Origin of the sequence: Embleya sp. NBC_00888, from assembly GCF_045207655.1 — a bacterium.
Lineage (GTDB): Bacteria > Actinomycetota > Actinomycetes > Streptomycetales > Streptomycetaceae > Embleya.
Genome location: NZ_CP108785.1, coordinates 1494689 through 1515734, shown reverse-complemented (window position 1 = coordinate 1515734; position 21046 = coordinate 1494689). Strand labels below are relative to the sequence as shown.

General features: G+C 70.9%; 19 protein-coding genes and 1 pseudogene. 13 read left to right on the top strand and 7 right to left on the bottom strand.

Annotated features, from left to right (window positions below; all coding sequences use genetic code 11):
- Nucleotides 1-52 precede the first annotated feature (52 nt).
- Nucleotides 53-649, top strand: a complete 597-nt coding sequence (locus OG948_RS40975; protein WP_331770053.1) for a hypothetical protein — start codon at nucleotides 53-55, stop codon at nucleotides 647-649.
- Nucleotides 650-1326: 677 nt separating this feature from the next.
- Here the strand turns inward: OG948_RS40975 and OG948_RS40970 are convergent.
- A complete protein-coding gene (locus tag OG948_RS40970) occupies nucleotides 1327-1593 on the bottom strand; it encodes a hypothetical protein (protein WP_406300568.1) in 267 nt (88 codons plus the stop codon).
- 267 nt (nucleotides 1594-1860) lie between these two features.
- On the opposite strand from OG948_RS40970, the gene OG948_RS40965 reads away from it, so the two are divergent.
- Both OG948_RS40965 and OG948_RS40960 read left to right on the top strand, forming a co-directional pair.
- Nucleotides 1861-2790, top strand: coding sequence for a protocatechuate dioxygenase (locus OG948_RS40965; protein ID WP_331770051.1), 930 nt, complete (start codon nucleotides 1861-1863; stop codon nucleotides 2788-2790).
- A 331-nt stretch (nucleotides 2791-3121) separates the two neighbouring features.
- Nucleotides 3122-5212, top strand: a complete 2091-nt coding sequence (locus OG948_RS40960) for an ATP-binding SpoIIE family protein phosphatase (protein ID WP_331770050.1) — start codon at nucleotides 3122-3124, stop codon at nucleotides 5210-5212.
- A 159-nt stretch (nucleotides 5213-5371) separates the two neighbouring features.
- Here OG948_RS40960 and OG948_RS40955 read toward each other — a convergent pair whose 3' ends face one another.
- Complete coding sequence (locus tag OG948_RS40955; RefSeq protein WP_331773472.1) at nucleotides 5372-5854, bottom strand: helix-turn-helix domain-containing protein; 483 nt, start codon at nucleotides 5852-5854, stop codon at nucleotides 5372-5374.
- A gap of 127 nt (nucleotides 5855-5981) precedes the next feature.
- On the opposite strand from OG948_RS40955, the gene OG948_RS40950 reads away from it, so the two are divergent.
- The gene (locus OG948_RS40950; RefSeq protein WP_331770049.1) at nucleotides 5982-6476 is read left to right on the top strand and encodes a PaaI family thioesterase; all 495 of its coding nucleotides are present in this window, start codon (nucleotides 5982-5984) and stop codon (nucleotides 6474-6476) included.
- A 122-nt stretch (nucleotides 6477-6598) separates the two neighbouring features.
- On the opposite strand, the gene OG948_RS40945 is transcribed toward OG948_RS40950, so the two are convergent.
- Entirely contained in the window at nucleotides 6599-7495 is an 897-nt protein-coding gene (locus OG948_RS40945; RefSeq protein ID WP_331770048.1) for an SDR family oxidoreductase, read from the bottom strand.
- A 167-nt stretch (nucleotides 7496-7662) separates the two neighbouring features.
- Here OG948_RS40945 and OG948_RS40940 point away from each other — a divergent pair, with 167 nt between their 5' ends.
- Nucleotides 7663-8256, top strand: coding sequence for a TetR/AcrR family transcriptional regulator (locus OG948_RS40940; RefSeq protein ID WP_331770047.1), 594 nt, complete (start codon nucleotides 7663-7665; stop codon nucleotides 8254-8256).
- A 187-nt stretch (nucleotides 8257-8443) separates the two neighbouring features.
- Nucleotides 8444-9448 (top strand): YdcF family protein, encoded by a 1005-nt coding sequence (locus OG948_RS40935; protein ID WP_331770046.1) that lies wholly within the window; start codon nucleotides 8444-8446, stop codon nucleotides 9446-9448.
- Nucleotides 9449-9534: 86 nt separating this feature from the next.
- Here the strand turns inward: OG948_RS40935 and OG948_RS40930 are convergent, their stop codons facing one another.
- Nucleotides 9535-9933, bottom strand: a complete 399-nt coding sequence (locus tag OG948_RS40930) for a nuclear transport factor 2 family protein (RefSeq protein ID WP_331770045.1) — start codon at nucleotides 9931-9933, stop codon at nucleotides 9535-9537.
- Between the two features lie 332 nt (nucleotides 9934-10265).
- On the opposite strand from OG948_RS40930, the gene OG948_RS40925 reads away from it, so the two are divergent.
- From OG948_RS40925 to OG948_RS40915, 3 genes are all read left to right on the top strand, one after another.
- Nucleotides 10266-10367 carry a putative leader peptide gene (locus OG948_RS40925; protein WP_395860229.1) on the top strand — a complete coding sequence of 34 codons (102 nt, stop codon included), beginning with the start codon at nucleotides 10266-10268 and terminating at the stop codon, nucleotides 10365-10367.
- A 303-nt stretch (nucleotides 10368-10670) separates the two neighbouring features.
- Complete coding sequence (locus OG948_RS40920) at nucleotides 10671-11294, top strand: cysteine dioxygenase (RefSeq protein ID WP_331770044.1); 624 nt, start codon at nucleotides 10671-10673, stop codon at nucleotides 11292-11294.
- Nucleotides 11295-11606: 312 nt separating this feature from the next.
- The gene (locus tag OG948_RS40915) at nucleotides 11607-13328 is read left to right on the top strand and encodes a TraM recognition domain-containing protein (protein WP_331770043.1); all 1722 of its coding nucleotides are present in this window, start codon (nucleotides 11607-11609) and stop codon (nucleotides 13326-13328) included.
- A gap of 70 nt (nucleotides 13329-13398) precedes the next feature.
- On the opposite strand, the pseudogene OG948_RS40910 reads toward OG948_RS40915, so the two are convergent.
- Both OG948_RS40910 and OG948_RS40905 read right to left on the bottom strand, forming a co-directional pair.
- Nucleotides 13399-14180 (bottom strand): annotated as a pseudogene (locus OG948_RS40910) (hypothetical protein).
- Nucleotides 14181-14533: 353 nt separating this feature from the next.
- Entirely contained in the window at nucleotides 14534-15898 is a 1365-nt protein-coding gene (locus tag OG948_RS40905; RefSeq protein WP_331770042.1) for a phosphotransferase, read from the bottom strand.
- A gap of 644 nt (nucleotides 15899-16542) precedes the next feature.
- Here OG948_RS40905 and OG948_RS40900 point away from each other — a divergent pair.
- The 3 genes from OG948_RS40900 (at nucleotide 16543) to OG948_RS40890 (ending at nucleotide 18863) form a co-directional block, all read left to right on the top strand.
- Nucleotides 16543-17790: a histidine kinase gene (locus OG948_RS40900; protein WP_331770041.1), complete on the top strand. Its 1248-nt coding sequence runs from the start codon at nucleotides 16543-16545 to the stop codon at nucleotides 17788-17790.
- Nucleotides 17791-17924: 134 nt separating this feature from the next.
- A complete protein-coding gene (locus tag OG948_RS40895; RefSeq protein WP_331770040.1) occupies nucleotides 17925-18389 on the top strand; it encodes an SRPBCC domain-containing protein in 465 nt (154 codons plus the stop codon).
- Between the two features lie 252 nt (nucleotides 18390-18641).
- A complete protein-coding gene (locus OG948_RS40890) occupies nucleotides 18642-18863 on the top strand; it encodes a hypothetical protein (protein WP_331770039.1) in 222 nt (73 codons plus the stop codon).
- A gap of 193 nt (nucleotides 18864-19056) precedes the next feature.
- On the opposite strand, the gene OG948_RS40885 is transcribed toward OG948_RS40890, so the two are convergent.
- Entirely contained in the window at nucleotides 19057-19749 is a 693-nt protein-coding gene (locus OG948_RS40885) for a TetR family transcriptional regulator (RefSeq protein ID WP_331770038.1), read from the bottom strand.
- Nucleotides 19750-20048: 299 nt separating this feature from the next.
- On the opposite strand from OG948_RS40885, the gene OG948_RS40880 reads away from it, so the two are divergent.
- Nucleotides 20049-20999, top strand: a complete 951-nt coding sequence (locus OG948_RS40880; RefSeq protein WP_331773471.1) for an endonuclease/exonuclease/phosphatase family protein — start codon at nucleotides 20049-20051, stop codon at nucleotides 20997-20999.
- Nucleotides 21000-21046: the final 47 nt, after the last annotated feature.

Below are 21046 nucleotides of genomic sequence, written 5' to 3'. Positions count from 1 at the left end.
GCGACCGCACGACGGCGCGGCCGTGTCGGGCGAGGTGGATAGGTTTGGCGGCATGAGTCTTTCGCTGTCTTTGTTCATTGCAAACCCCGAGACCGTGCGTGCGGTGGTGGGGTCGGGGGATGTGCGCGTGCGCCGGGCCATCGGCGGACGTTTCAAACAGGAGATGGCCCGGGACGACGATTACTTCTCGAGCGAGATAGCGGCCGGCGCGCCGACGCTGTACGAGGCGCTGACCGCGGTGGTGGACGGCGGGCCGTTCGCGGACGGGCACACGTTCCAGTACGGCTACGCGTACCGGATGATCTGCGCCTTCCACGGGCGGCGGATCTACAGCAACAACTTCTCGCCGTTCCGGTTCGGGTGGCTCGAGCGCGTCGACGAAGGGCTCGCGTCGCTCGGCGTCGACGCCGTCCGGGTCTCGGAGTTCGGCTACGGACTCCCCTCGCCGCTCCCGTACACCGACCTTCCGGGGCACGGGGTCTGGTCGCCGGCGGACTGCGCCAAGGCGCTGGAACAGTACGCCGCCGCGACCGGCGAGCAACTGGCCGCACTCGACGGGGAAGTACGCGAGGCCATCGAGGACTGCGCGGAGTGGCTGAACGCGGCACGGGCGAGCGAGGACCGCGGAGTCCTGGGGTTCATGTCCTGAGACCGCTCGCGAGACCGCCCGAACTCCCGTACGGACAACCCGCGATGCCGTCGTTCCGGAACTCGTCGGGGAGATCGCGGTCGAGTCCGCTCCGCGTCCGGGGACCACACGTGGCGCCGGGCCGGCCGTCTGCCGCGCCCGAGGAAGCACCCGGACACGGCGGAAGTGCCGCTGCTCGGTGCGGGAACCCGGCCGGCCTCCGGTGGACACGCCCCGCCGCGACGTGATTCACCCGTTCGGGTGGGTGCGGGTCGCCGCAGGCGGGGCAGGCGTGGGGCGCGGGCGGTTCCTCCCCTTCGGGGGCTCCGGGGGATCGCCGGTGGTGGGTGGGCGTCTCCTCCCGACCGAGGGGGAGGAGACGCCCGACCCGCCGACCAGGGTGCCGGGTCCGAGGTCCCGCGTCGCCCGCTTCGTGAATGGGGCCGGCGGGCGTCGGGGCGGCGGGGTGGGGAAGGGTCGGTGCCTTGGTCGGCCGCTTCCCGCTTTGTGCCTCACGGAGGTGACCAGGTGGGAGACGACGCCGGTCGCGCCCACGCTCGCGAGTCCGACCATGATCACGCCCACCACGTACAGTCCGCTCGAGCATGGCCCCAGTTTTCCCGCCCATGCGAGCACCCGTCAGAGTACGGATACTCGGATCCGGTCGGGCGGCCCGGTTCGGGAGCCGGAGGCCCCGGTCACACGGTCTTGCGTCCGCTGATTCGTGTCACGTGGTGCCCGGCGGCGATGACGACGAAGGGGTGCCCGATTCCGGCGGGCTCGGTGTCCAGGCGCAGGAAGCCCTCGGTGTCGGGCTCCAGGACGGGGCCGTTGTCGATGACCGCGCTCCACGTACGCGCGAGGGTCTCGCCGTTGATCGGCCAGTCGAACAGGTCGAGGGTGACCTCGACGTCCCCGAGGTCGGGGAGGATGAGGTAGCCGCGCGCCGACATGATCTCCACCATTCGAGTGTGCGTCGAACCGCCCGGTCCCGCCGGCCGCGGACCCGGCCGCGTGTGCGGTTCGGGTGCCTCGTGTACAGGGACGGCGACGGTTGCCCTTGTGCGGTGTCCGCTCGCACGCGTGGTGTGCGGGGCGAGTAGGGCGCCGGCAGAGTCGGCGAAGGGTTCGCAGTCGGGACGATCCGTTTCTCATCCGGCTCACATCCGGCTCTCATGCGGCGTTTCTACGCTGCCGATGACCGAGAGTGACTCGGAAGGAGTCGACGGACCATGAGCCATGACCATCACGAAGGTCAACGCGTCAGCCGGCGCACCGCGCTGGCGGGCATCGGCAGCATCGGCCTGGGCGCGCTGCTCGGCGCCTGCTCGGGAGCGAAGAACGGCGGCAGCGCCCGGGCCACCACGACGACGGGCGCGACCGCCACGGTCTCGCCCCAGGCCGGCACCACCCAGGACATCGCGAAACTGTTCGAGGGGGCGGGCACCTGCACGCTCACCCCGCAGACCACCCAGGGCCCGTACTACTTCGACGCCGACAAGATCCGCAGCGACATCCGCGAGGACCGCGCGGGCACCCGGCTGCGGCTGGCCGTCCGGGTCCAGGACAGTGAGACGTGCCAAGCGATCCCGAACGCGGTGGTGGAGATCTGGCACTGCGACGCGGCCGGCCTCTACTCCGGGGCCGAAAGCCTCTCCGGTGGGGGCGGCGGCGGAGGCGGTCCGAGCGGCGGGGGCGGCGGGAGCGGCGGTCCGGGTGGTGGCCCGCCCCCGTCCGGAGCGCCCGGCGGCGCGCCCCCCTCGGGAGCGCCGGGCGGTGGCGCAGGCGGTGGCGGGGGACAGGGGGACCTCACGCCGCAGGACGACAAGCGCTACCTGCGCGGTGCCCAGGTGACCGACAACCAGGGCATCGTGCAGTTCACCACCATCTGGCCCGGCTGGTATCGGGGCCGTACCGTCCACGTCCACGCCATGGTGCACGTCGACAACGAACGCACACTCACCACCCAGCTCATGATGGACGAGGCGCTCAACAGCGCCGTCTTCGCCGAACAGCCGTATGCCAAGCACACCGGCCGGGACACGTTCAACGATGGCGACAACATCTACAAGCCCACCATGCTCCTCAAGGTCGTCCAGGACGGCGACGGCCATCTGGGCGTGATCACCCTCGCTGCGGATCCCGACAAGGACGGCAAGTAGGTCCGGCATCCGGTGCCCGCCGTCGGGCGTCACCGCCGTTCCCGCAGTCGACGGCGGACGGTTTCGTGATCGGGGCGGCGGGGCTCGGCCGGAGCCATGGCACGCCGCCTTCGACCCTGCGGTGAACCCTTTCACCGTCCTCGACGCCGAACGCCGCCTCGTGCGGCGGTATCGGGGGCATCGATCGCTGCGCCCGGCGGCCGGGAGCCCGCACGGCCGAGGGGGGTGGGGCAGGTGTGTCCGGGGCTCTGGTGGCCGGCGATGGTCGGGTGGCGTGAGAATGGAACGTCACGAAGGATTCCGTGGCTCGGGGAGGCAGGGCGGGCCGAGGATGCGGGCGTCGCGTGCCGTCGAAGCGGACGACGAGATCCCCCCTGACCTCGCCGCGGTGCTGTTGGACGCGGACGGCAACGTCCTGATGTGCAGCCCGTCCGCGCGGAGGCAGTTGGGTGATCCGTTGCCGCCGGCCGCCGCCGCGGCGCTGCGCGCGGTGCCCGGGCGCGGGCCGGGCGCGCGGGTGACGATCCCGGGTGCGCTGGGGCCGGTGCACGCTCGTTCCCTGACGACGCCGCTGTCCGATCACGGCCCGGACCGGTCGAACCTCGTCCCCAGCGCCCGACTGGTTCTGCTGCTGCCGGTTCGGCACTCCGCCGGCGATGCGCGCGACCCGGAGGTCCGGGCCCGCGAACACCACGAGTTGGCGCACACGGCGGCGGTCGACATCGGCGCGAGCCTGGACCTGGGCGAGGCGGCTCGGGCGTTCGTCGACGTGCTGGTGCCGGACTTCGCGGACCTGGCCTCCGTGGATCTGACCGAGCCCGTCCTGCACGGGGACGAGCCGCGCCTGACCGGTGAAAACGAGCTCGCCCTGCTGCGGGTCGCGGTCGCCGCCCGGCCGGGCACCCGCTGGCCCGCCCCGATGCTGGGCGTCGGCGACCGGCTGCCGCCGTTTCCGGAAAGCCCGATGCTCGGTCCGCTTGCCGAGGGCGTCCCCGTCCGCGCCACCGACATGGCGCAACTGCGCGCGTCCCTCAACCTGGATCCGGAGACGCTGGACACGATCATTCCGGCGGTGGCGTCCTCTTCCATGGTCGCCACGCTGCTGGTCCGCGGGCTGATCCTGGGCAGTATCACCGTCTGGCGCACCGGCGACCGACCCGCCTTCGACGACCGCGACGCGACCCTGCTCGCGGAGATCGCCTCGCGCGCCGCGCTCAGCGTGGACAACGCGCGCCGCTACACGCGCGAGCACCGCACCGCCGTGGCCCTACAGCGCTCGTTGCTGCCCCGGCTGGTCAACCGCACCCCGGCCGCGGAAACCGCGGGCACCTATCGTCCCGCGGAGGGCGACGCGGGGGTGGGCGGCGATTGGTTCGACGTGATCCCGTTGTCCTCGATGCGCACCGCGTTCGTGGTCGGGGACGTCGTCGGCCACGGGCTGGGCGCCACCGCCGCGATGGGACGCCTGCGTACCGCCGTGCAGACCCTCGCCGACCTGGACCTGGAGCCCGACGAGCTGATCGGACACCTGGACGACCTGGTGCTCAGCTACTGGCCCGAGCACGATCCCGACGACGCGACCGCGGAACTCGCCGCACTCGGCGCCACGTTCCAGTACGCGGTCTACGATCCGATCGGCCGCACCCTCGCCATCGCCAGTGCCGGACACCCGCCGCCGCTGGTGGTGCGCCCGGGCGTGGAGCCGCGGTTCGCCGACGTGCCGCCGGGGCCTCCGCTCGGCGTCGGTGGACTGCCGTTCGAGGCCGTCGAGATCGAGCTGCCGCCCGACTCGCTGCTCGCCTTCTACACCGACGGGCTCGTCGAGCGACGCTACGCCGACCCCTCCGCGAGCCTGGACGAATTCGCGGCGGTCGCGGCCGAGAACCGGGACCGGCCGCTGGAGGAGATCGGCGCCGCCGTGCTGGCTCGCCTCGATCCCCCGCGTGACGACGACGTCGCGTTGTTGCTCGCGCGTACTCGCGGCGTCCCCGCCGACGCGGTGGCCCGCTGGGAACTGCCGGCCGACCTCGCACAGGTCTCCCACGCACGGGAGTTGGTCACGAGCAAGCTCGCGGACTGGGGCCTCGGGGAACTCGCGTACACCTGCGAACTCGTCGTCAGCGAGTTGGTCACCAACGCCATCCGGTACGCGGGTGGTCCCGTCGGTGTGCGGCTCATCCACGACGGCATGCTGGTGTGCGAGGTCTCCGACCCCAGCAACACCCAACCCCGGCTGCGCCGAGCCCGCGACACCGACGAGGGTGGGCGCGGCCTGTTCCTCGTCGCCCAGCTCACCGCCCGCTGGGGCAGCCGCTACCACCGCACCGGCAAGACCATCTGGACCGAACAACCGACCACCCCCGCGCCCCCGACCGCCGCGCCGTCCGAGGACGACCTCCTGGCCGCCTTCGGCGACGGGTGAACCGGGCGATCGCGGGGGCGACTGCGAGCAGCCGCGCATCGGGCCGGGGGATCGGGCCGCGTGACTCGGCTGCGGTGGGTTCCCTTCTCGGGGCTGTTCCGGCCACCCGCCCGGTGTGGCGAAGCGTGTGGTGCGTCGGTGGAGGGTGTGGACGGGTGCTCAGCGGGTGGGTCGGGGGGTGAGGGGACGGGCGGCCGGACCCGGTCGTGCCTTCACGTCACGATGGGTCAGATGCGGGTGCCCCTCGGCGCATTCGACGACGACGCGGACCGGCGCACCGCAGTCGCGGTGCCGCACGTCGAGCATCGGCCCCGCCGGATCGGCCCAGTGCTTCTCGCCGAACTCCTTGAGGGCCAGCAGCACCGGCCACAGGTCCCAGCCCTTGGCGGTGACCCGGTACTCGTTGCGCGTGCGCGCTCCGGGCTCGCGGTAGGGCCGGGTCGCGAGCACGCCGCCGGCGACCAGTTTGCGCAGCCGGTCGGTGAGCACGGCCTCCGACAAGCCGACGTGGCGTCGGAAGTCGTCGAACCTGCGCACGCCGTTGACGGCGTCCCGCAGGATCAACAGCGACCACTTCTCTCCCACCAGGTCGAGCGTGCGCCGGACCGGGCATTGCGCGGGGTCGATGTCCAGCCACTCCAGGTCCATGGGAGTAGTGTGACACCTGGCTTCGGAAAACGCAGTCAGTCGGTGCCGGCCGTGGCGCCGGTCAGGTCACAGGACGGCCCGTCGCGCCACGGCACGGCCGGGTGGGAAACGGAGGACGGGCATGGGCAGGTCGCGGACGTATACGTGGGACGACCCGGCGATCACGGCAGGCGCCGCCGCCTCCATGGCCGGCCTCGACTTTCTGAAGGCGATGATCGCCGGCAGGTATCCGGGGCCGCCGATAGCCGCCACCCTCGACTTCACTCTCGACGAGGTCGAGCACGGGCGCGCGGTGTTCTCCATGACGCCGGGCGAGGAGCACTACAACCCGATCGGGAGCGTGCACGGCGGCGTGTACGCGACCCTGCTCGACTCGGCGGCCGGTTGCGCGGTGCACACGACGTTGCCCGCGGGCATGGCGTACACCTCGCTCGACCTGTCCACGAAGTTCCTGCGTCCGATCACCTTCGACACCGGCCGGATTCGCGCGGTGGGCCGGGTGCGCAGCCAAGGCCGCCGCACCGCGCTCGCGGAGGCCGAACTGCTGGACGCGAACGACCGTCTGCTCGCGCACGCGACGAGTAGCTGCATGATCTTCCCGATCCCGGGGGCGTGACCGCGCGGGGACCGCGCCGGTTCGACCTCGATCACCCGGCGCACCCGCCACGAAAGCGGCCGCGCCGGGATTTCCGGGCCGTGCGGCCCTGCCCGGGTCTCCGCGGTGCCGGTGTGGCCGGCTCAGGCGTCGGCGTAGGCTCCGGTCTCGATGTCTTCGAGCAGGGTCGGTCCGGTGGGGGTCCAGGACAGGGTTGCTCGGGTGGCGTCGGCGGACGCGGTCATCGTCTTGGCGAAGAAGCCGCCGACGATTCCGAAGTGCGCGCCGGCGTCCGGCGGGTCGATCGAGACGGTCGGAATGTCGAGGTAGCGTCCGATGGCTTCGGCGATCGCCCTGGTGGTGACGGCTTCCTCGGCGATGGCGTGCAGGCGCGTCCCGGCGGGTGCCGTTTCGAGCCCGAGCCGGATGAGTCGGGCGGCGTCCGAGCGGTGTACCGCCGACCATGCCGTGGAGCCGTCGCCGATGTAGCCGGAGACGCCGTGCTTGCGGGCGGCGCCGAACAGGAAGGTGACGAACCCCCAGTCGCCTGCGCCGTGAACGCTCGGCGCGAAGCGGCTGATGATGGTTCGCACGCCTTGGTCGACGTAGTCCAGCGCGAGGTTCTCGCTGCCACCCCGGTTCGAGTCCAGGCCCACGGCAGGCGATGCGTCGGACTCCAGCGCGGGTCGGCCCTGGACGAGTCCGGAGATGGGCGCCGCGACCACGAACGGCCGATCGGTGCCGATCAGTGCCTCGGCGAGGGTCTCGACCGAGACGCGCTCGGAACGGTCCGACTCCGCCGGATTGCTCCAGTCGTGCTTGTTGGCCATGTGGACCACGGCGTCCGCCCCGGCCGCTCCTCGGCGCAGGGAGCCGAGATCGTCCAGATCTCCACGAAGGACACCGGCGCCCTTGTGCGCCAGTGACTGCGCGGACTTCTCCGACCGGGCAAGGCCGACGACTTCGTGGCCGGTGGCCTGGAGTTCGTCGACGATGGCGGATCCGATCCAGCCGCCGCCTCCGGTAATGAACACACGCATGTGCGTGACCTCCTCGTAGCCCCGAAGGGGGTGTGGTGTCGGCGGAACGCCGACAGGAAGGGCGGGCGCCGGAAGGGCCCGGCCCGCCCGGCGACGACACAGTTTCGGGTCACCGTGTCCAGAAACCTAGCAGATACGAGACACGGTGTCCATGTATAGTTCCGGGCATGGCGAAAGAGCACGGTCGGGGCGGCCGCCCTCGCAGCGAACAAGCACGCGCGGCGGTCCTGCACGCCGTCGACGACCTGCTGCTCGAGGTCGGCTATGCCGGCGTGACGATGAAGGGCATCGCCGAGCGCGCACGGGTGTCCCGGCAGACCGTCTACCGATGGTGGTCCACCACGGCGGAGATCCTCGTGGAGGCCAGCGCCGAGGACGCGGCCGAGGAACTCGCCGTCCAACCCTCCGAGGACCCCGTCGAAGACCTGGCGACCTACCTGGAGGCGCTGGCCCGCTTCCTCGCACGGTCGCCGGCCGGGGCCGCGTATCGCGCGCTCATCGGCGAAGCGCAACACGATTCGGAGGTCGCGGCGCTTCTCGAGGCCACGGACATCCTCGGGGACAGCGCCCGGGTGGTCGTGGAGCGCGCGCTCGAGCCCGGCCCCGGCTCGCTCCCCATCGACCAGGCCACCGCCTTGCTGGTCGGCCCCACGTTCTTCTGGATTCTCAGCGGGCGCGATCCCGATCAACTCGTCGCGCGAGAGCGGGCGGAGGCGTTCATGCACGAAGTGCATGCGGGGGAAATCGCGGGCACGGCCTGAGGGGTGGAGGTTCACTCGGGTCGGTCCGCGTCGGTTCGCGTCGGTCAGGGCCGGTCGGCGTGGACGCACGCCGATTCATGCCGAGAGCGTTCCGGCGGACCGTGACGGTCGGCCGGTTGCCGTCGCCAACGGCGCCCCGGGTGTGTGCCCTGCGATCGGGGCGGGCCGCGCTGCGTAGGATTCGGCGGTGTTCGCCTACGGCTTTGCCGCGCTGTTCTTTGTGCTCTTCCTCGTCGGAGTCCTGCGGGACCGCCGCCGGTTCGGCAACGCCGTGTACCTCGGCCTGGCCCTCGTCGCCCTCATCGTCGGGCTGATCGGTGAAATGAGCCGGATACCACGGCCGCTCGTGGCGGTGCTGACCGTGCTCCTCCTGCTCGCGCCGGCCGTGGGTGTGCTCGTGCTCGCCGGCGCGCTGGTGTCCAACGGCGTGACGATGGTGCGCCGGGAGGGAATCCGCCCCGCCAACCTGCTCTCGCTGTTGACGGGGCTGGCCATCGTCGCCGTGATCGCACTTCTCGTGACGGCCACGGTCACCCGCTCGCGTACGTTGATCGTGGTCACCGGCACCGTCGTTCTGGTGGTCGGCTACGTGTCCTTCCTGCTTCTGTGCTTCGTCGGGTACGCCTTCCTCTACGAGCGATTGCGGGTGCGCCGCTCGGTCGACTTCGTGGTCGTACTCGGTTCCGGCCTCGTCGGCGGCGACAAGGTGCCACCCCTGCTGGCCGGTCGGCTCGATCGCGCGCGAGCCCTCTTCGAGGCCCAAGTCGCACGCGGGAACCAACCCGTGCTCATCACGTCGGGCGGCCGGGGCCCCGATGAGGACCTACCGGAGTCACACGCGATGGCCGACCATCTGATCGCCCGCGGGTTCCCCGCGGAACGGATCGTGCGCGAGGACCGTTCGCGGAACACCGAGGAGAACCTGCTTTTCAGCAAGGCGATCATGACGGCCGCCGACCCCGTCTACCGGTGCGTCATCGTCACCAACAACTTCCACGCCTTTCGCGCCGCCCTGCTCGCGCGCCGCACCGGAGTCCGCGGCCAAGTGGTCGGCGCGCCGACGGCTTCGTACTTCCGCCCCAGCGCGACGATCCGCGAGTTCGTCGCGGTGTTCCTGACCTACAAGGTCGTCAACCTCGGCGTGTGCCTGCTCATCGCCGTATCCGGAGTGGCTGCCTGGCTGTGGCGCTGAAGGCCGCCTCGCGATGCGGGCCCGGGATCGACGACCCGCGCCGGTGATCCCGCGCCGATCCCGCCGGGCGGATGTGGCCCGGCCGGTCAGACCACGCCGAACGCGCGGGCCAGGTTCAGGCTGTCCTCGTAGGTGACGTAGCGAGTGATCAGGCCGTTTTGCACCGTGAAGCGGAAGGCGAACGGGGAGACGAACAGGTCGCCGGTGGTCACCACCACCTGTCGCATGTAGCCGAGGGCGACCGCGTCCTCGCCGTCCACGACGACCTGGTGGATGCCGAACTCCTCGGCCTTGAGGTGCCGGGGAAGGATGTCGAAGAAGTCGGCGACCTCGGCCCGCGTGGTGCGACGACCGATCCATGGCACCTCCTCGGCACCGTAGACGTCCCAGTCGACCTCCTCGGCGAACAGCTCCGGCATCCGCGCGAAGTCACCGGCTCCGGCGCGATGGAAGAACTCCTCGACGACTGCCCTGGTCTCGCTCATGGCCCAACCTTCCTTCGAAAGGGCACGTGCCGAACCAGGCACCCGCCGCAACAGGATTCGTGCCGTACGGGCACGTGCCGACACCATATTGGATCGCTCAGTACAAAACAAACACCACTCGCACCGGTGCGGATGAGCGACAGGTTTCCGGCGCGCGCGGCAGCGGCCGGCCCCGGTGGGCGGGCCCGTCGGAGAGAGCGAATCGGTCACCCTCAGGAGGAGGACGACTGGGCCTGCGCGCGGACTCGCCTGCCGTGGAGTTGCCGAAAATCGCCAACTCTGCTTCGAAGGCAGGCAGTTGGAGCAAGCCGATTTGACCGCGGTGAACCTGCGTGATTGTGTCCGTGAGCGTGAGCAGTCACGAAATCCTCGTTGGGCGCATCCACCTGGATCTTCTCAGGTACGCCGGGTGTCTGTGTCGCGCTTCGCGCTGACCTGAGCCCCGGCCCCTTCTCGCGCGCCCCACCTGCCGACGCCCGCACCTCGCATCTCGCCGCGGTCCAGTGCATGGACTGATCGGTCCCCAACGAGGATTCGCCTCGCCGCGAAGTGCAAGCGACGTGCCCTCACGCATCTCCTGACGCCGTCCGGCCGACCCGGTTTTCCGGGCGGCCCTTCGGTGCGATGAGACGTCCGCCGACGCCCGACCTCGACCCCGACACGCGACGCGTGTTCGTGGGCGGAAGGGTGGAGGGCATACGGCAACAGGCGCGGAGCACCCCTTTCGAGGACGTTGCATGCGTACAGACTCCGTTGCCTCCGACAACTTCACGCCCCGATCCTCCGGACTACCCGGACTACCCGGACCCGACGTCGACAGGTCGTCGGGCTCACCGACCTCGGCCGCCATGGCCGCCGCAGTTCCATCGCGTGCGTCGACGCGATTGTTCCTGGACTTCGTGCTCACCGCGGTGGGAGACCGGGAACTTGTCTCCACCCTGCCCTTGGACCCCGAGCAACGCACCTGGTCGCGGCTCCCTGTTCCGGGCGGTGGCGAGGCGTGGTTGATCGGATGGCCACCGGGTTCCTCGACCGGCTTTCACGACCACGGCGGGGCACGGGGCGCGTTCGCGGTGGCGCGGGGTGAACTCACCGAGCAGGTCCTGCGGGTACGGAGCCTGCCCATCGTCGTGGGAGGCGCGGTCGAGGTGGAGCCCCGGCAACCGCAAGCGCGGCTTCTGCGCGCGGGCCGAGGGCGGGCCTTCGGCGCATCGCACGTGCACGACGTACGCAACCGTTCCGATGTCGAACACGCGATCTCGGTCCACGTGTACAGTCCCGCGCTTCCCTCGATGCGCCACTATCGGCGAGCCGGCAACCGGCTCACCCTGACCACCATCGAGAACGCGCGGGACTGGTGACGACGGTGGCGGGCAGGCTCGGATCGGGTACGGGCGCGGAGGATCGGCCTCGGCGTTCCCGGCCCTGGTGCCGTGTTCGCGTATCCGCTACGCGCTGTCGCCTTCGCCGTGGCTGTGGCGACAGCTGTCGTCGCCTCGACGCGTAGCCGCCTTCCGTCTCGACTTTCGCCCGCCCGACACGACGCGCTCGCCGCCTCCCTCGCGGTCGAGGGGCCTTCGTGCCGGCGTGATGGCGACGCATCGTGCACCGACTTCCCATGCTGCCGCGCGTCCGCGCGCCGACAGCCGATTCACCGATCGGATCACTCCGCAATGAGCGCTACCACCACCAGACGTGGCTCCTCACCGCACACCGAGATCATCATGCTGGCCGCGCTGCCGGCAGCCGCCCTGCTGGCCTGCGGTTGGCTCTGGTCGGCGGCATTCGTCATCACGTGGGCGGACGGCACCCGGCCACGCCCCGCCGCCTTCCCCCCGAGGTTCGTCCTCGAGTGGCTCACCGGCACCTACCCATGGCCCGGCGTGCCGGCGACGATCGTCGCCGTGGGGGAGTTGTGCCTGCTGGGCGCGGGTGCGACCGCTCTGATCCGCGCTCGTGCCAACCGGCCCAGGGTCGATCGCGCCGCCCGGTACCTGGCGCGAGCCGGCGACCTGCGACACACGACGGGACGCGCCGCCCGCGCGAGGGCACTGCGCATGGGCGTGGCCCGCGATGCCGGCCCCGGACTGCTCGTGGGACGTACGGTGCGCGGCAACCGGGAACTGTGGGGATCGTGGGAGGACATGCACGTCGACATCTGGGGACCGCGCACGGGCAAGACCGCCACCAGGGCGATTCCGGCCGTCGTCGCCGCGCCCGGGAGCGTGGTCGTGACCTCGAACAAGCGCGACATCCTGGACGCGACCCGGGGCGTACGGGCCCGCGGGGGCCCGGTCTGGGTGTTCGACCCGCAAGGACAGGCCGGGGAACCGGCATCGTGGTGGTGGAATCCCCTGACCTTCATCGGCGACAACGTGGTGAAGGCGGTCGTGCTCGCCTCCATCTTCGCGAGCGTCAATCGGGGCTCGCACGTCCGCAGCGACGGCTATTTCGAACCCGCCGGACAGGATCTCTTCGGCCACCTCATGCTCGCCGCCTCGATCGACGACCGGCCCATCACCGACGTGTACGGGTGGCTGACCCGCCCCAACGACGACACCCCCAGCCGGATCCTGCGCCACCACGGCCACCACACGGTGGCGAACGCCGTCGAAAGTGTCCATCAGGCGCCCTCCGCGCAACGCGCGGGCGTGTACGGCACGGCTCAGCAGATGGCGTCGTTCCTGTCCGCGGCCGAGGTCACCCAATGGGTGACGCCGAACGAGGACGCGTCGCGCCCGCAGTTCTCGCACAACGCCTTCGCGTCGACCGTGGGCGGCACCATCTACCTGCTGTCCGAGGAAACGAACAAGATGGCCGCCCCGCTGGTCCTGGCGCTGACCACGGCGATCGCCTACGCGTCGGAGGGCGTGGCGATCGAGAGTCCCGGAGGCCGACTGCCGGTGCCCGCGGTGTTCGTCCTGGACGAGGCGGCGAACGTCTGCCCCTGGAAGGAACTCCCCACCATGTACAGCCACTACGGCTCGCGCGGCATCCTGATGATGACGATCCTGCAGTCCTGGGCACAGGGCGTGGCGGTCTGGGGCGAGCACGGCATGGCCAAGCTGTGGGGCGCGGCGAACGTCCGGGTCTACGGCGGCGGCGTCGCCGATACCCGCCTCCTCGGCGAACTCTCCGCCGCGGCGGGCATGTTCGAGCCGGCCACCACCAGTACGTCGAGTACCTCCCCGGCCCTGTGGACCCAGTCGACCACCCGGGCGTCCCGCCCGGAATCGGTACTCGACATCGCCGACCTCGCCGCGTTGCCACGCGGTCGCGCGCTCGTGCTGATGAGCGGCACCCCTCCGGTCCTGGTCAAGACCGTGCCCTGGTGGGAGGGCCCACGCGCGAACGCCATCCGCGCCTCGCTCGCCCGCCACGCCCCCGGTGGGTGACCGGTCTTCATGGCCCGGCCACCGGTTTCACCGGCGGCCGGGCCATTGTGGGGCGCCGTTCGATCAATCGTCAGCCGCGCACGTACAGCGCCGAACGGCCGGCGTACCGGGCCTGGGAACCGAGTTCCTCCTCGATCCGGATCAGCTGGTTGTACTTGGCCGTGCGGTCCGAACGCGACAGCGAACCGGTCTTGATCTGGCCGCAGCCGGTGGCCACGGCGAGGTCGGCGATCGTGGTGTCCTCGGTCTCGCCGGAACGGTGCGACATCACCACCGTGTAGCCGGCCTTGTGCGCGGCGTCGACGGTGGTCAGCGTCTCGGTGAGAGAGCCGATCTGGTTGACCTTGACCAGGATGGAGTTGGCCACCCCGTCACGGATGCCGTCGCGGAGTCGGTCGACGTTGGTACAGAAGACATCGTCACCGGCAGCAGCCGTGCGCCGGCGCCTCCGACATAGCGGTACAGCGGCAGCCGATGCGCGGCGGCGGCGGCCTTCACGGTGGCCAACGAAGCACCGAGGATCGCGTTGGCACCGAACCTGCCCTTGTTGGGCGTACCGTCGAGGGCGATCATGGTCTCGTCGACCAGGGCCTGGTCCTCGGCCTCGAGCCCGACAAGTGCTTCGGCGATGGCACCGTTGACGGCGTCGACGGCTTGGCGCACGCCCTTGCCGTGGAACCGGGCCTCGTCGCCGTCGCGGAGTTCGACGGCTTCGTTCGCGCCGGTGGAGGCCCCGGAGGGAACAGCCGCACGGCCCAGTGAACCGTCCTCCAGCAGGACGTCGACCTCCACCGTGGGGTTGCCCCTGCTGTCGATGACCTCGCGTCCCACGACACGGCCAATCGCAGTCATGTTCCTTCTCCTACTGTCGTCGGCCGCGCGCACGTCAGTCCGGGTGACGTGATGCCGGTGGTCCGACGGCTTCGTCGCCGCGCCTCGCCATCCACCCTGTCCAGGCCGGTGAACGGAGCTCACGCAGCGGTCGGGGAGGTGCCTTCGGACAGTCGGGACAGCCGGTTCCCGTGCGTTCTTCGATGATGGCGATCGCACCTTGACGGCTCCGCACCCGTCGGGCAGGCCACACTCGCGCGCGGCGCTGCGGAACGCGTGCCCCACGCCGTACACCTCCGCGACGTCCCCGGACGCGGCGCCCCGGACATTCTCGGGCGGAGAGCCGTCGGCGTCCGCCGCGATGCAGACGCCGGTTACGCCTGCCACCCCGAGATGGGGTCGCTGTGCGTGTCTCGCGCCCGCTGCTCGGGAGCGAGTCGAGGGGTGTGGGAAGCGTGTTCCGTCGAACCGGGCAGGACGGGCGATGGCGACGCACGGCGTGGGCTGTCGACCGGCCGGAATCCCACGACCGGGATCATCGCGGGGTTTCGGGGGAGCATGCCGCCGAGGCGGTGTCGGACCCAGGTGGTGGTGACCTGTGCGTCGCGACCGAACTCCAAGGCCGGTGCCACGCAGGCCTGGATCTTTCGGGCGGCCTCGTCGAGGGTGTGTTCAAGACTCGACCGGTCGTGTTCGGCGGCCTCTCGCACGGTCTTGATCACGTTGGGGATGAGCACCGTCGACTGTGTCGCGGAGACCGCAGCCATGGCGGTGGGAAGGTCGTGCTCGATCCCGGACGTTCTGCCGGCGTCCAGCCGACGAGCCCAACCGAGGGCCAGCTCGGCGACCTCGTCCCTCGTGCAGTCGAGCTTGACCGCGGCACACGCGAGGTCCTGTACCGGGTCGCCTTCGGTCACGAACTGCAGGTCCAGCAGGCAGACTCCCCTGCTCGGCATCCGACCGTCGCGCGGCACCGGCCGCACCAGCATGTTGTCGTAGTGCAGGTCGTTGTGCAGGATGCCGGAGGCGCGCGGGGTGAACGCGGCCGCTCGATCGCCAAGGTCGTCCAGAAGGGCGTCGTCGATTCCGAAGGCGGCCGTCCGACGCAGTTGTTCCTCGCCGAAGCGACTGCGGCGCACGGTTCGCGCGCGGTCGATCATGGCCACGGTCGAGTCCACGTTCCGGTGGCGTCGTACCTCTCGCGGGATCCGTATCGTCGTGAAGTCGGTCAACGCCCGGGGCAGTCCCTGCAGGAGCAGTCGACGGACCACGGACCCGGACGGATCGCGGTCCCTCCGCGGGTGTGTCCCGAACTCGAAGCTGGTCACGATCAGCCTCTCGTCCTCGTGGTGGAACAACCGAGGGGTGAGTCCCGGTCGTTGCCCGTTGGCGATGCGGAGCGCCTGCGGCGTCGTCACGATCGGTTCCGCCTGCAGGACGGGATGCGTAGGGCGGTAGTTCTCGCTGGTCCGTTGCCCGATCACATAGCCCTTCGTGGTCAGCGCCACGACCCCGGTACTGAAGGCCCCGCGGACGGGGGGCCTGCCCGGAAGCGGGAAATTCCCCAGCCCCGCACTCTCGTACGCGTCGGTGAGCATCTCCGCGTACGAAGTGGGAGTGCCTTCGCCATGCGGGAAATCGGCCGGCGAGTCGTTGACCGGCATGCCCAGCAGGTGGCGGACGATGTCGATCTCCGGTGGCGAAAGGCCGTCTTCGGGTACGGCCGGCGCCGCTCTCACCACTGCCCCCATCGCCGGGTCCGGAACCGCCGCGCCCGGCCGCGACGACAGCCACGGCCGGTCGTACTCGCCGTGCCGGCGCTCACCTGGTGGCCCTCGCGCCACGGCCGGGGCGTCGGCCGCCCGAGACCCCTGGCACGGCTTGCCGCGAACACCCGCATGATCCCGTTCACCCTCCGGACTTGGGAACCGGCTCTCACGAGACGAGAGAAACCGGAGGAACTGTGACATGGACAAGGCGGCGGGGAGAAGTGACCGAACGGGCGACTCCCCGGGAGCAGACGCGCCCGGACAACCTCTGCGGACACCTCGAGCCGGTGCGCATCCGGGCGCCTGGGCTTGGGTCGACATCACCGGCACACACGAGAGATTCACCCGAACGAGAGCGTCACATCCGTTCGAGAGAGCGGCGCTCGGCGCGCCACGCCACCACCGCGGGAGCCGACCCCCGGGCCCGCCCCGACCGCGTGCGGCCGGGCACGCGCGACTTCGCGCGAAGGGTCCGCCAAGACACGGCACGCGGCGCTGGGTATCGCCGGCCGGGCTCGCACGCTCCGGACCGTGTCTCGCCGTGCATGTCGTCGGGCGGAGGCTTCGGGAGGTCGAGCCGCTGTACGCAGGACCATTGCGTACTTTTGTCGACCATGAAAGATGACACGACGGTGCCGGAGCCACGGGCGTTCGGCGAGCGGCGGTGGTGGCTGCCATCCGCGGTGGTGGACCAGCTCGATCCCGACCCGAGCGGACACGGCCGATCCCGCCGCACGGCCCGCGACTGGATCGTCGACACCTGCGGTTTCCTGGTGGCCGTCGGTATCGGCCTCGCCGCCGTCGACTCGCTGCAGGAGTCGGATCTGCCACGCGGGCTCGTGGTCGCCGACCTGGCGCTGGGTGTTCTGGCGTGTGGCGCGGTCTGGTTTCGCCGCCGGTGGCCGTTGGGACTGGCCGTCGCCATGATCCCGGTCGGTCTCGTTTCCACCGCCGCGGGCGGCGCCGCCCTGATCGCGCTGTTCACCCTCACGGTGCACCGTCCCTTCCGGTACGTGGCCTGGGTGGGCGGCCTGCAACTCGCGCTGGTCCCGGTGTTCTACCGGCTGCGCCCGGATCCCGATCTGTCGTACCTCGGCGTCGTGGTGTTCGCCGTGCTGCTGACCCTGTCGGTCATCGGCTGGGGCATGTTCGTACGCGCCAAGCGGCAACTCATGCTCAGCCTGCGGGACCGGGCGCGCCGCGCCGAGGCGGAGGCGCGGTTGCGGGCCGAGCAGGCGCAGCGCCTTGCCCGCGAGGCCATCGCCCGCGAGATGCACGACGTCCTCGCGCACCGGCTGACCCTGCTGAGCGTGCACGCCGGCGCGCTGGAGTTCCGGCCGGACGCGCCACGCGAGCAGGTCGCGAGGGCGGCCGGGGTCATCCGGGAGAGCGCCCACGAGGCACTGCAGGACCTCAGGGAGATCATCGGTGTGCTGCGCACGGGCGATGCCGACGACCCCGGCGGCCGGCCCCAGCCGACGCTCGCCGCGCTGGACGGCCTGGTCGCCGAGTCGCGCGAGGCCGGCATGAGGATCACGCTGACCCACGAGGTCACCGACGCGGCGACCGTACCCGCCTCCGTCGGCCGCACCGCCTACCGCATCGCCCAGGAGGCCCTGACCAACGCCCGCAAGCACGCCCCCGGAGCCGAGACCACGGTCACGGTCGCGGGCGCACCCGGGGAGGGCCTGACCGTGTGCGTGCGAAACCCGGCGCCGCCGGGCGAGGTGCCGCACGTGCCGGGCTCCGGCCAAGGCCTCATCGGCCTGACCGAACGCGCCACCCTGGCCGGCGGAACCCTCGCCTGCGGCCCCACCCCGGACGGCGGTTTCGAGGTACGCGCCCACCTACCCTGGGGCTGAGCGTGGTGTCACCGTCCATGCCCGTCTGTCGCGGAACCGGCGGGGCGAGCCGCCGCGGGGTGCGATGAGTTCGTGACGGCGCGCGGGTCTACGTTTCGAATGCACGGGACACCGCGAGGATTGAGGAACCTGTCATGACCGGGAACACCGCTCCGGCGACCACGATGACCGGCGACGGCGACGGCGACGGTAGGGTCACGTTCGTGCGTGAGTTCGACGCGCCCTGCGAGGAGGTGTTCGCCGCGTACACCGACCCGGATCGGATCGTGACGTTCTTCGCGCCCGAAGGGCCGTCCGTGCCGCGCGAGAGCGTCACTCTCGAGCCGTGGACGGGTGGGCGCTGCGAACTCACCATGGTCATGGGCGACATGGAGATTTCTTTCAAGGGCGTCTACCTGGACGTCGTCGCTCCGCACAGGCTCGCCTTCCACGTTCCCGGCGAGGCGATGCGGCAGGAACCGACCCTCACCGACCTGGGCGAGGGCCGTGCCCGTCCGACCCTGCGCCAGACCGACGTCCCCGAGCAATTCCGGGGCGAGGGAGCCCACTTGGGTTTCGACTCCGGTTGGAACCTGCCGGCACGGCACCTGGCGGCCTGACCAGGCGGGCGATCGCCGAACCACTCGTGCACGGACACCGACCGGTCGTTCCTTCGCCCGATCGTCCGCGCGACGCCGAGAACGGCCCCGCTCGGGTGTGTTGCCGTGGTCGGGGCCGTACCCCGGAAGGTCTGGACCTTGGTTGGTCTAGACCTTTCCGGTGTTGCGTCCGTAGTATGCGGGTGGCATCGCACCATCTCCGACACGAGCCGACGATCAGGCGGATCGTGTCCAGGCAAAAGGAGTTGGCACGTGAGACAACGCATCGGGTTGCTTGTCGCCGTCGTTGCGGCGGTTCTGTTGCCCATCTGCGCCGCGACCTCCGCGAGCGCCGGCGGCGAGTTCCATGTGAGTGGCGTCTACACCACGTATGCCGAATGCAACGCGGCCGGCCAGGCGGGCATTCAACTCTGGGGCCCGAACTTCTTCTGCACGTCCGGCTCCCAGGGCTGGTTCTACCTCTACACGCACTGATCCTCCCGCGCCGGTTTCTTCCCGTGCCGGGTTCCTCCCGCTCCTTCGGTGGCCGCCGGAGGAGCGGGACAGCGGACCTTGCGAGGCGCGACGAACGCAGGAGAAATCCCCGACCCTCCCGGGGATTCGCAGTCGGCGGCGTCGGGACGGCAGCGGCTACGCGTGCCCGTCGTAGTGCCGGTTGCCGGGTCCGTTACGACGGCTTGCGCGATGTCGGGGGAGTGCCGGGTTCGGCCGGTGGGGTGACCGGGGGCGGGGCGGGCGGTACGAGTAGGGCGACGATCGTGTCGATGACGGCGCCCATGTCCACCGTGGGGTCGATCAGCCACTGGTACTGGATGCCGTCGGCGGCCGCGAGGGCGAGCCGGGCCATGGCGTCCGGGTCGACGTCGGCGCGGACGCGGCCCCCGCGCTGCAGGGCCGCGAGGCTCTCGCGCAGGTCGGCGATGATGTCGGTGGAGCGGACCTCGAAGAAATCGCGTGCCGGATGGCCGGGGAAGCCAGCCGCGGCGGCCATGCCCACGTACAGGCGCACCAGTCCGGGAACGTCGCTGCTGCGGCGCAGGATCTCGGCGCGCGCGGTGAGCGGGTCGCCGAACGAGTCCTGCCGCACGGCCTCGGCGGCCACGCGGTCGCGTTCGCCCAGGACCCAGATCAACAAGCCTTCGCGGGATCCGAAGTAGTGCAGGACGCCGGCCTGGGACATGCCCATGCGGTCGGCGACCTCTTTGATCAGGGCGCCCTTTTCGCCGAGCGTCGCGAAGACGTCGAGTGCCACTTCGAGGATCCGGTTCCGGCGGGCGACACCCTTCGCGTATCGGCCGCGTGGTGTGCGGATGTTGTCGAGGCGAGCCTGCCGTTCGGATTCCCGCCGTTCGGATTCCATGCGCAAAAGCCTAGTCAGGTTCGGTATTTGCATCCAGGCTCCCGGCGGTCGGCCGCGGCGGCGCGAACACGCCGCCCGGACCGATCCCCGACCGACCCGTTGCCGGGTCGACCGGTCGGCTCCCGGCCGCCGGGGCTCGGCGTTCTCGGTCGATCCCGGTGGGGATGCCGACATTCGGGTGAATACCGGGTCGTGGCTCGGCGGTCCTGGGCGGTCGCGAGGGACGTGGTGGGGAAACTGTGCGGGCAGGGGTGAGTGCCGTGCCCGTGGATCGCGTCGTCCGGGAGCCGCAAGTGAAGCTGACGATTGCCACCTGGAATGTGGAGAATCTGTTCCTCGCGGGGGAGGCCGACGGTCCGAAGGACGAAGCGGCCTACCAGGCGAAGTTGGCCTCGCTCGCGGACACCGTCAACCGCCTCGCGCCGGATCTGCTCGGCCTGCAGGAGGTGGGCAACCCCGAGGCGCTGGCCGGGCTGGTCGACCTGCTGGACGGCCAATGGCACACCGCGCTGTCCACGCACCCGGACGGGCGTCGCATCCGGGTCGGGTTCCTCAGCCGCAAGCCCCTCACCGTGGTCGCCGACGTCACCGCGTTCCCGGCGGATTTCGCGCCGCTGCAGACCCAGGACACCGGAGTGCCCCTGAACGCGATGGGCCGCGGCGGCCTCGCGGTGAGGCTGACCCCGAAGACCGGGCACACCCTGCTCGCGGCGGTGTGCCACCTCAAGTCGAAACTGCTCACCTATCCCGGCAACCGACACAGCCCCCGCGACGAGGGCGAACGCGCCCGCTACGCCGCCTACGCGCTGTGGCGGCGCGGCGCGGAGGCCGCCACCATGCGCGCGCTGGCCGACGAACTCCTCGACGGCGACGGACGTACCCGGGACGTGGTGGTGATGGGCGACCTGAACGACACCCCGCAGGCGGCGACCACCCAGATCCTGTACGGGCCGCCCGGCTCCCAGATCGGCACGGGTGGGTTCACCAGGCCCGACAACGGCGACGCTGCCCGGCTGTGGAACCTCGCCCCACTCATCCCCGAGAAGCAGCGGTTCTCCCGGGTCTTCGAAGGGCAAGGCGAACTCATCGATCACCTGCTGGTCAGCCACGCGTTGCTCGCCCGTGTCGACACCGACCAGGTCTTCACCGGCGCGGACGGCCCGCTGCCGTCGGTCAACGGCCAACCCGCCGAACGCCGAGGCGCGCCCGGCTCCGACCACGCCCCGGTGGTCGCCCGCCTGGACTATTGACGGCTCACGTCGCGGGGCGACGTACCATGCGGCTGCTTCTCCGGCAC

Coding starts and splice junctions, on each gene's coding strand:
- OG948_RS40975 (WP_331770053.1), top strand. CDS start 53: ATGAGTCTTTCGCTGTCTTTGTTCATTGCAAACCCCGAGACCGTGCGT.
- OG948_RS40970 (WP_406300568.1), bottom strand. CDS start 1,593: ATGGTGGAGATCATGTCGGCGCGCGGCTACCTCATCCTCCCCGACCTC.
- OG948_RS40965 (WP_331770051.1), top strand. CDS start 1,861: ATGAGCCATGACCATCACGAAGGTCAACGCGTCAGCCGGCGCACCGCG.
- OG948_RS40960 (WP_331770050.1), top strand. CDS start 3,122: ATGCGGGCGTCGCGTGCCGTCGAAGCGGACGACGAGATCCCCCCTGAC.
- OG948_RS40950 (WP_331770049.1), top strand. CDS start 5,982: ATGGGCAGGTCGCGGACGTATACGTGGGACGACCCGGCGATCACGGCA.
- OG948_RS40945 (WP_331770048.1), bottom strand. CDS start 7,495: ATGCGTGTGTTCATTACCGGAGGCGGCGGCTGGATCGGATCCGCCATC.
- OG948_RS40940 (WP_331770047.1), top strand. CDS start 7,663: ATGGCGAAAGAGCACGGTCGGGGCGGCCGCCCTCGCAGCGAACAAGCA.
- OG948_RS40930 (WP_331770045.1), bottom strand. CDS start 9,933: ATGAGCGAGACCAGGGCAGTCGTCGAGGAGTTCTTCCATCGCGCCGGA.
- OG948_RS40920 (WP_331770044.1), top strand. CDS start 10,671: ATGCGTACAGACTCCGTTGCCTCCGACAACTTCACGCCCCGATCCTCC.
- OG948_RS40915 (WP_331770043.1), top strand. CDS start 11,607: ATGAGCGCTACCACCACCAGACGTGGCTCCTCACCGCACACCGAGATC.
- OG948_RS40900 (WP_331770041.1), top strand. CDS start 16,543: ATGAAAGATGACACGACGGTGCCGGAGCCACGGGCGTTCGGCGAGCGG.
- OG948_RS40895 (WP_331770040.1), top strand. CDS start 17,925: ATGACCGGGAACACCGCTCCGGCGACCACGATGACCGGCGACGGCGAC.
- OG948_RS40885 (WP_331770038.1), bottom strand. CDS start 19,749: ATGGAATCCGAACGGCGGGAATCCGAACGGCAGGCTCGCCTCGACAAC.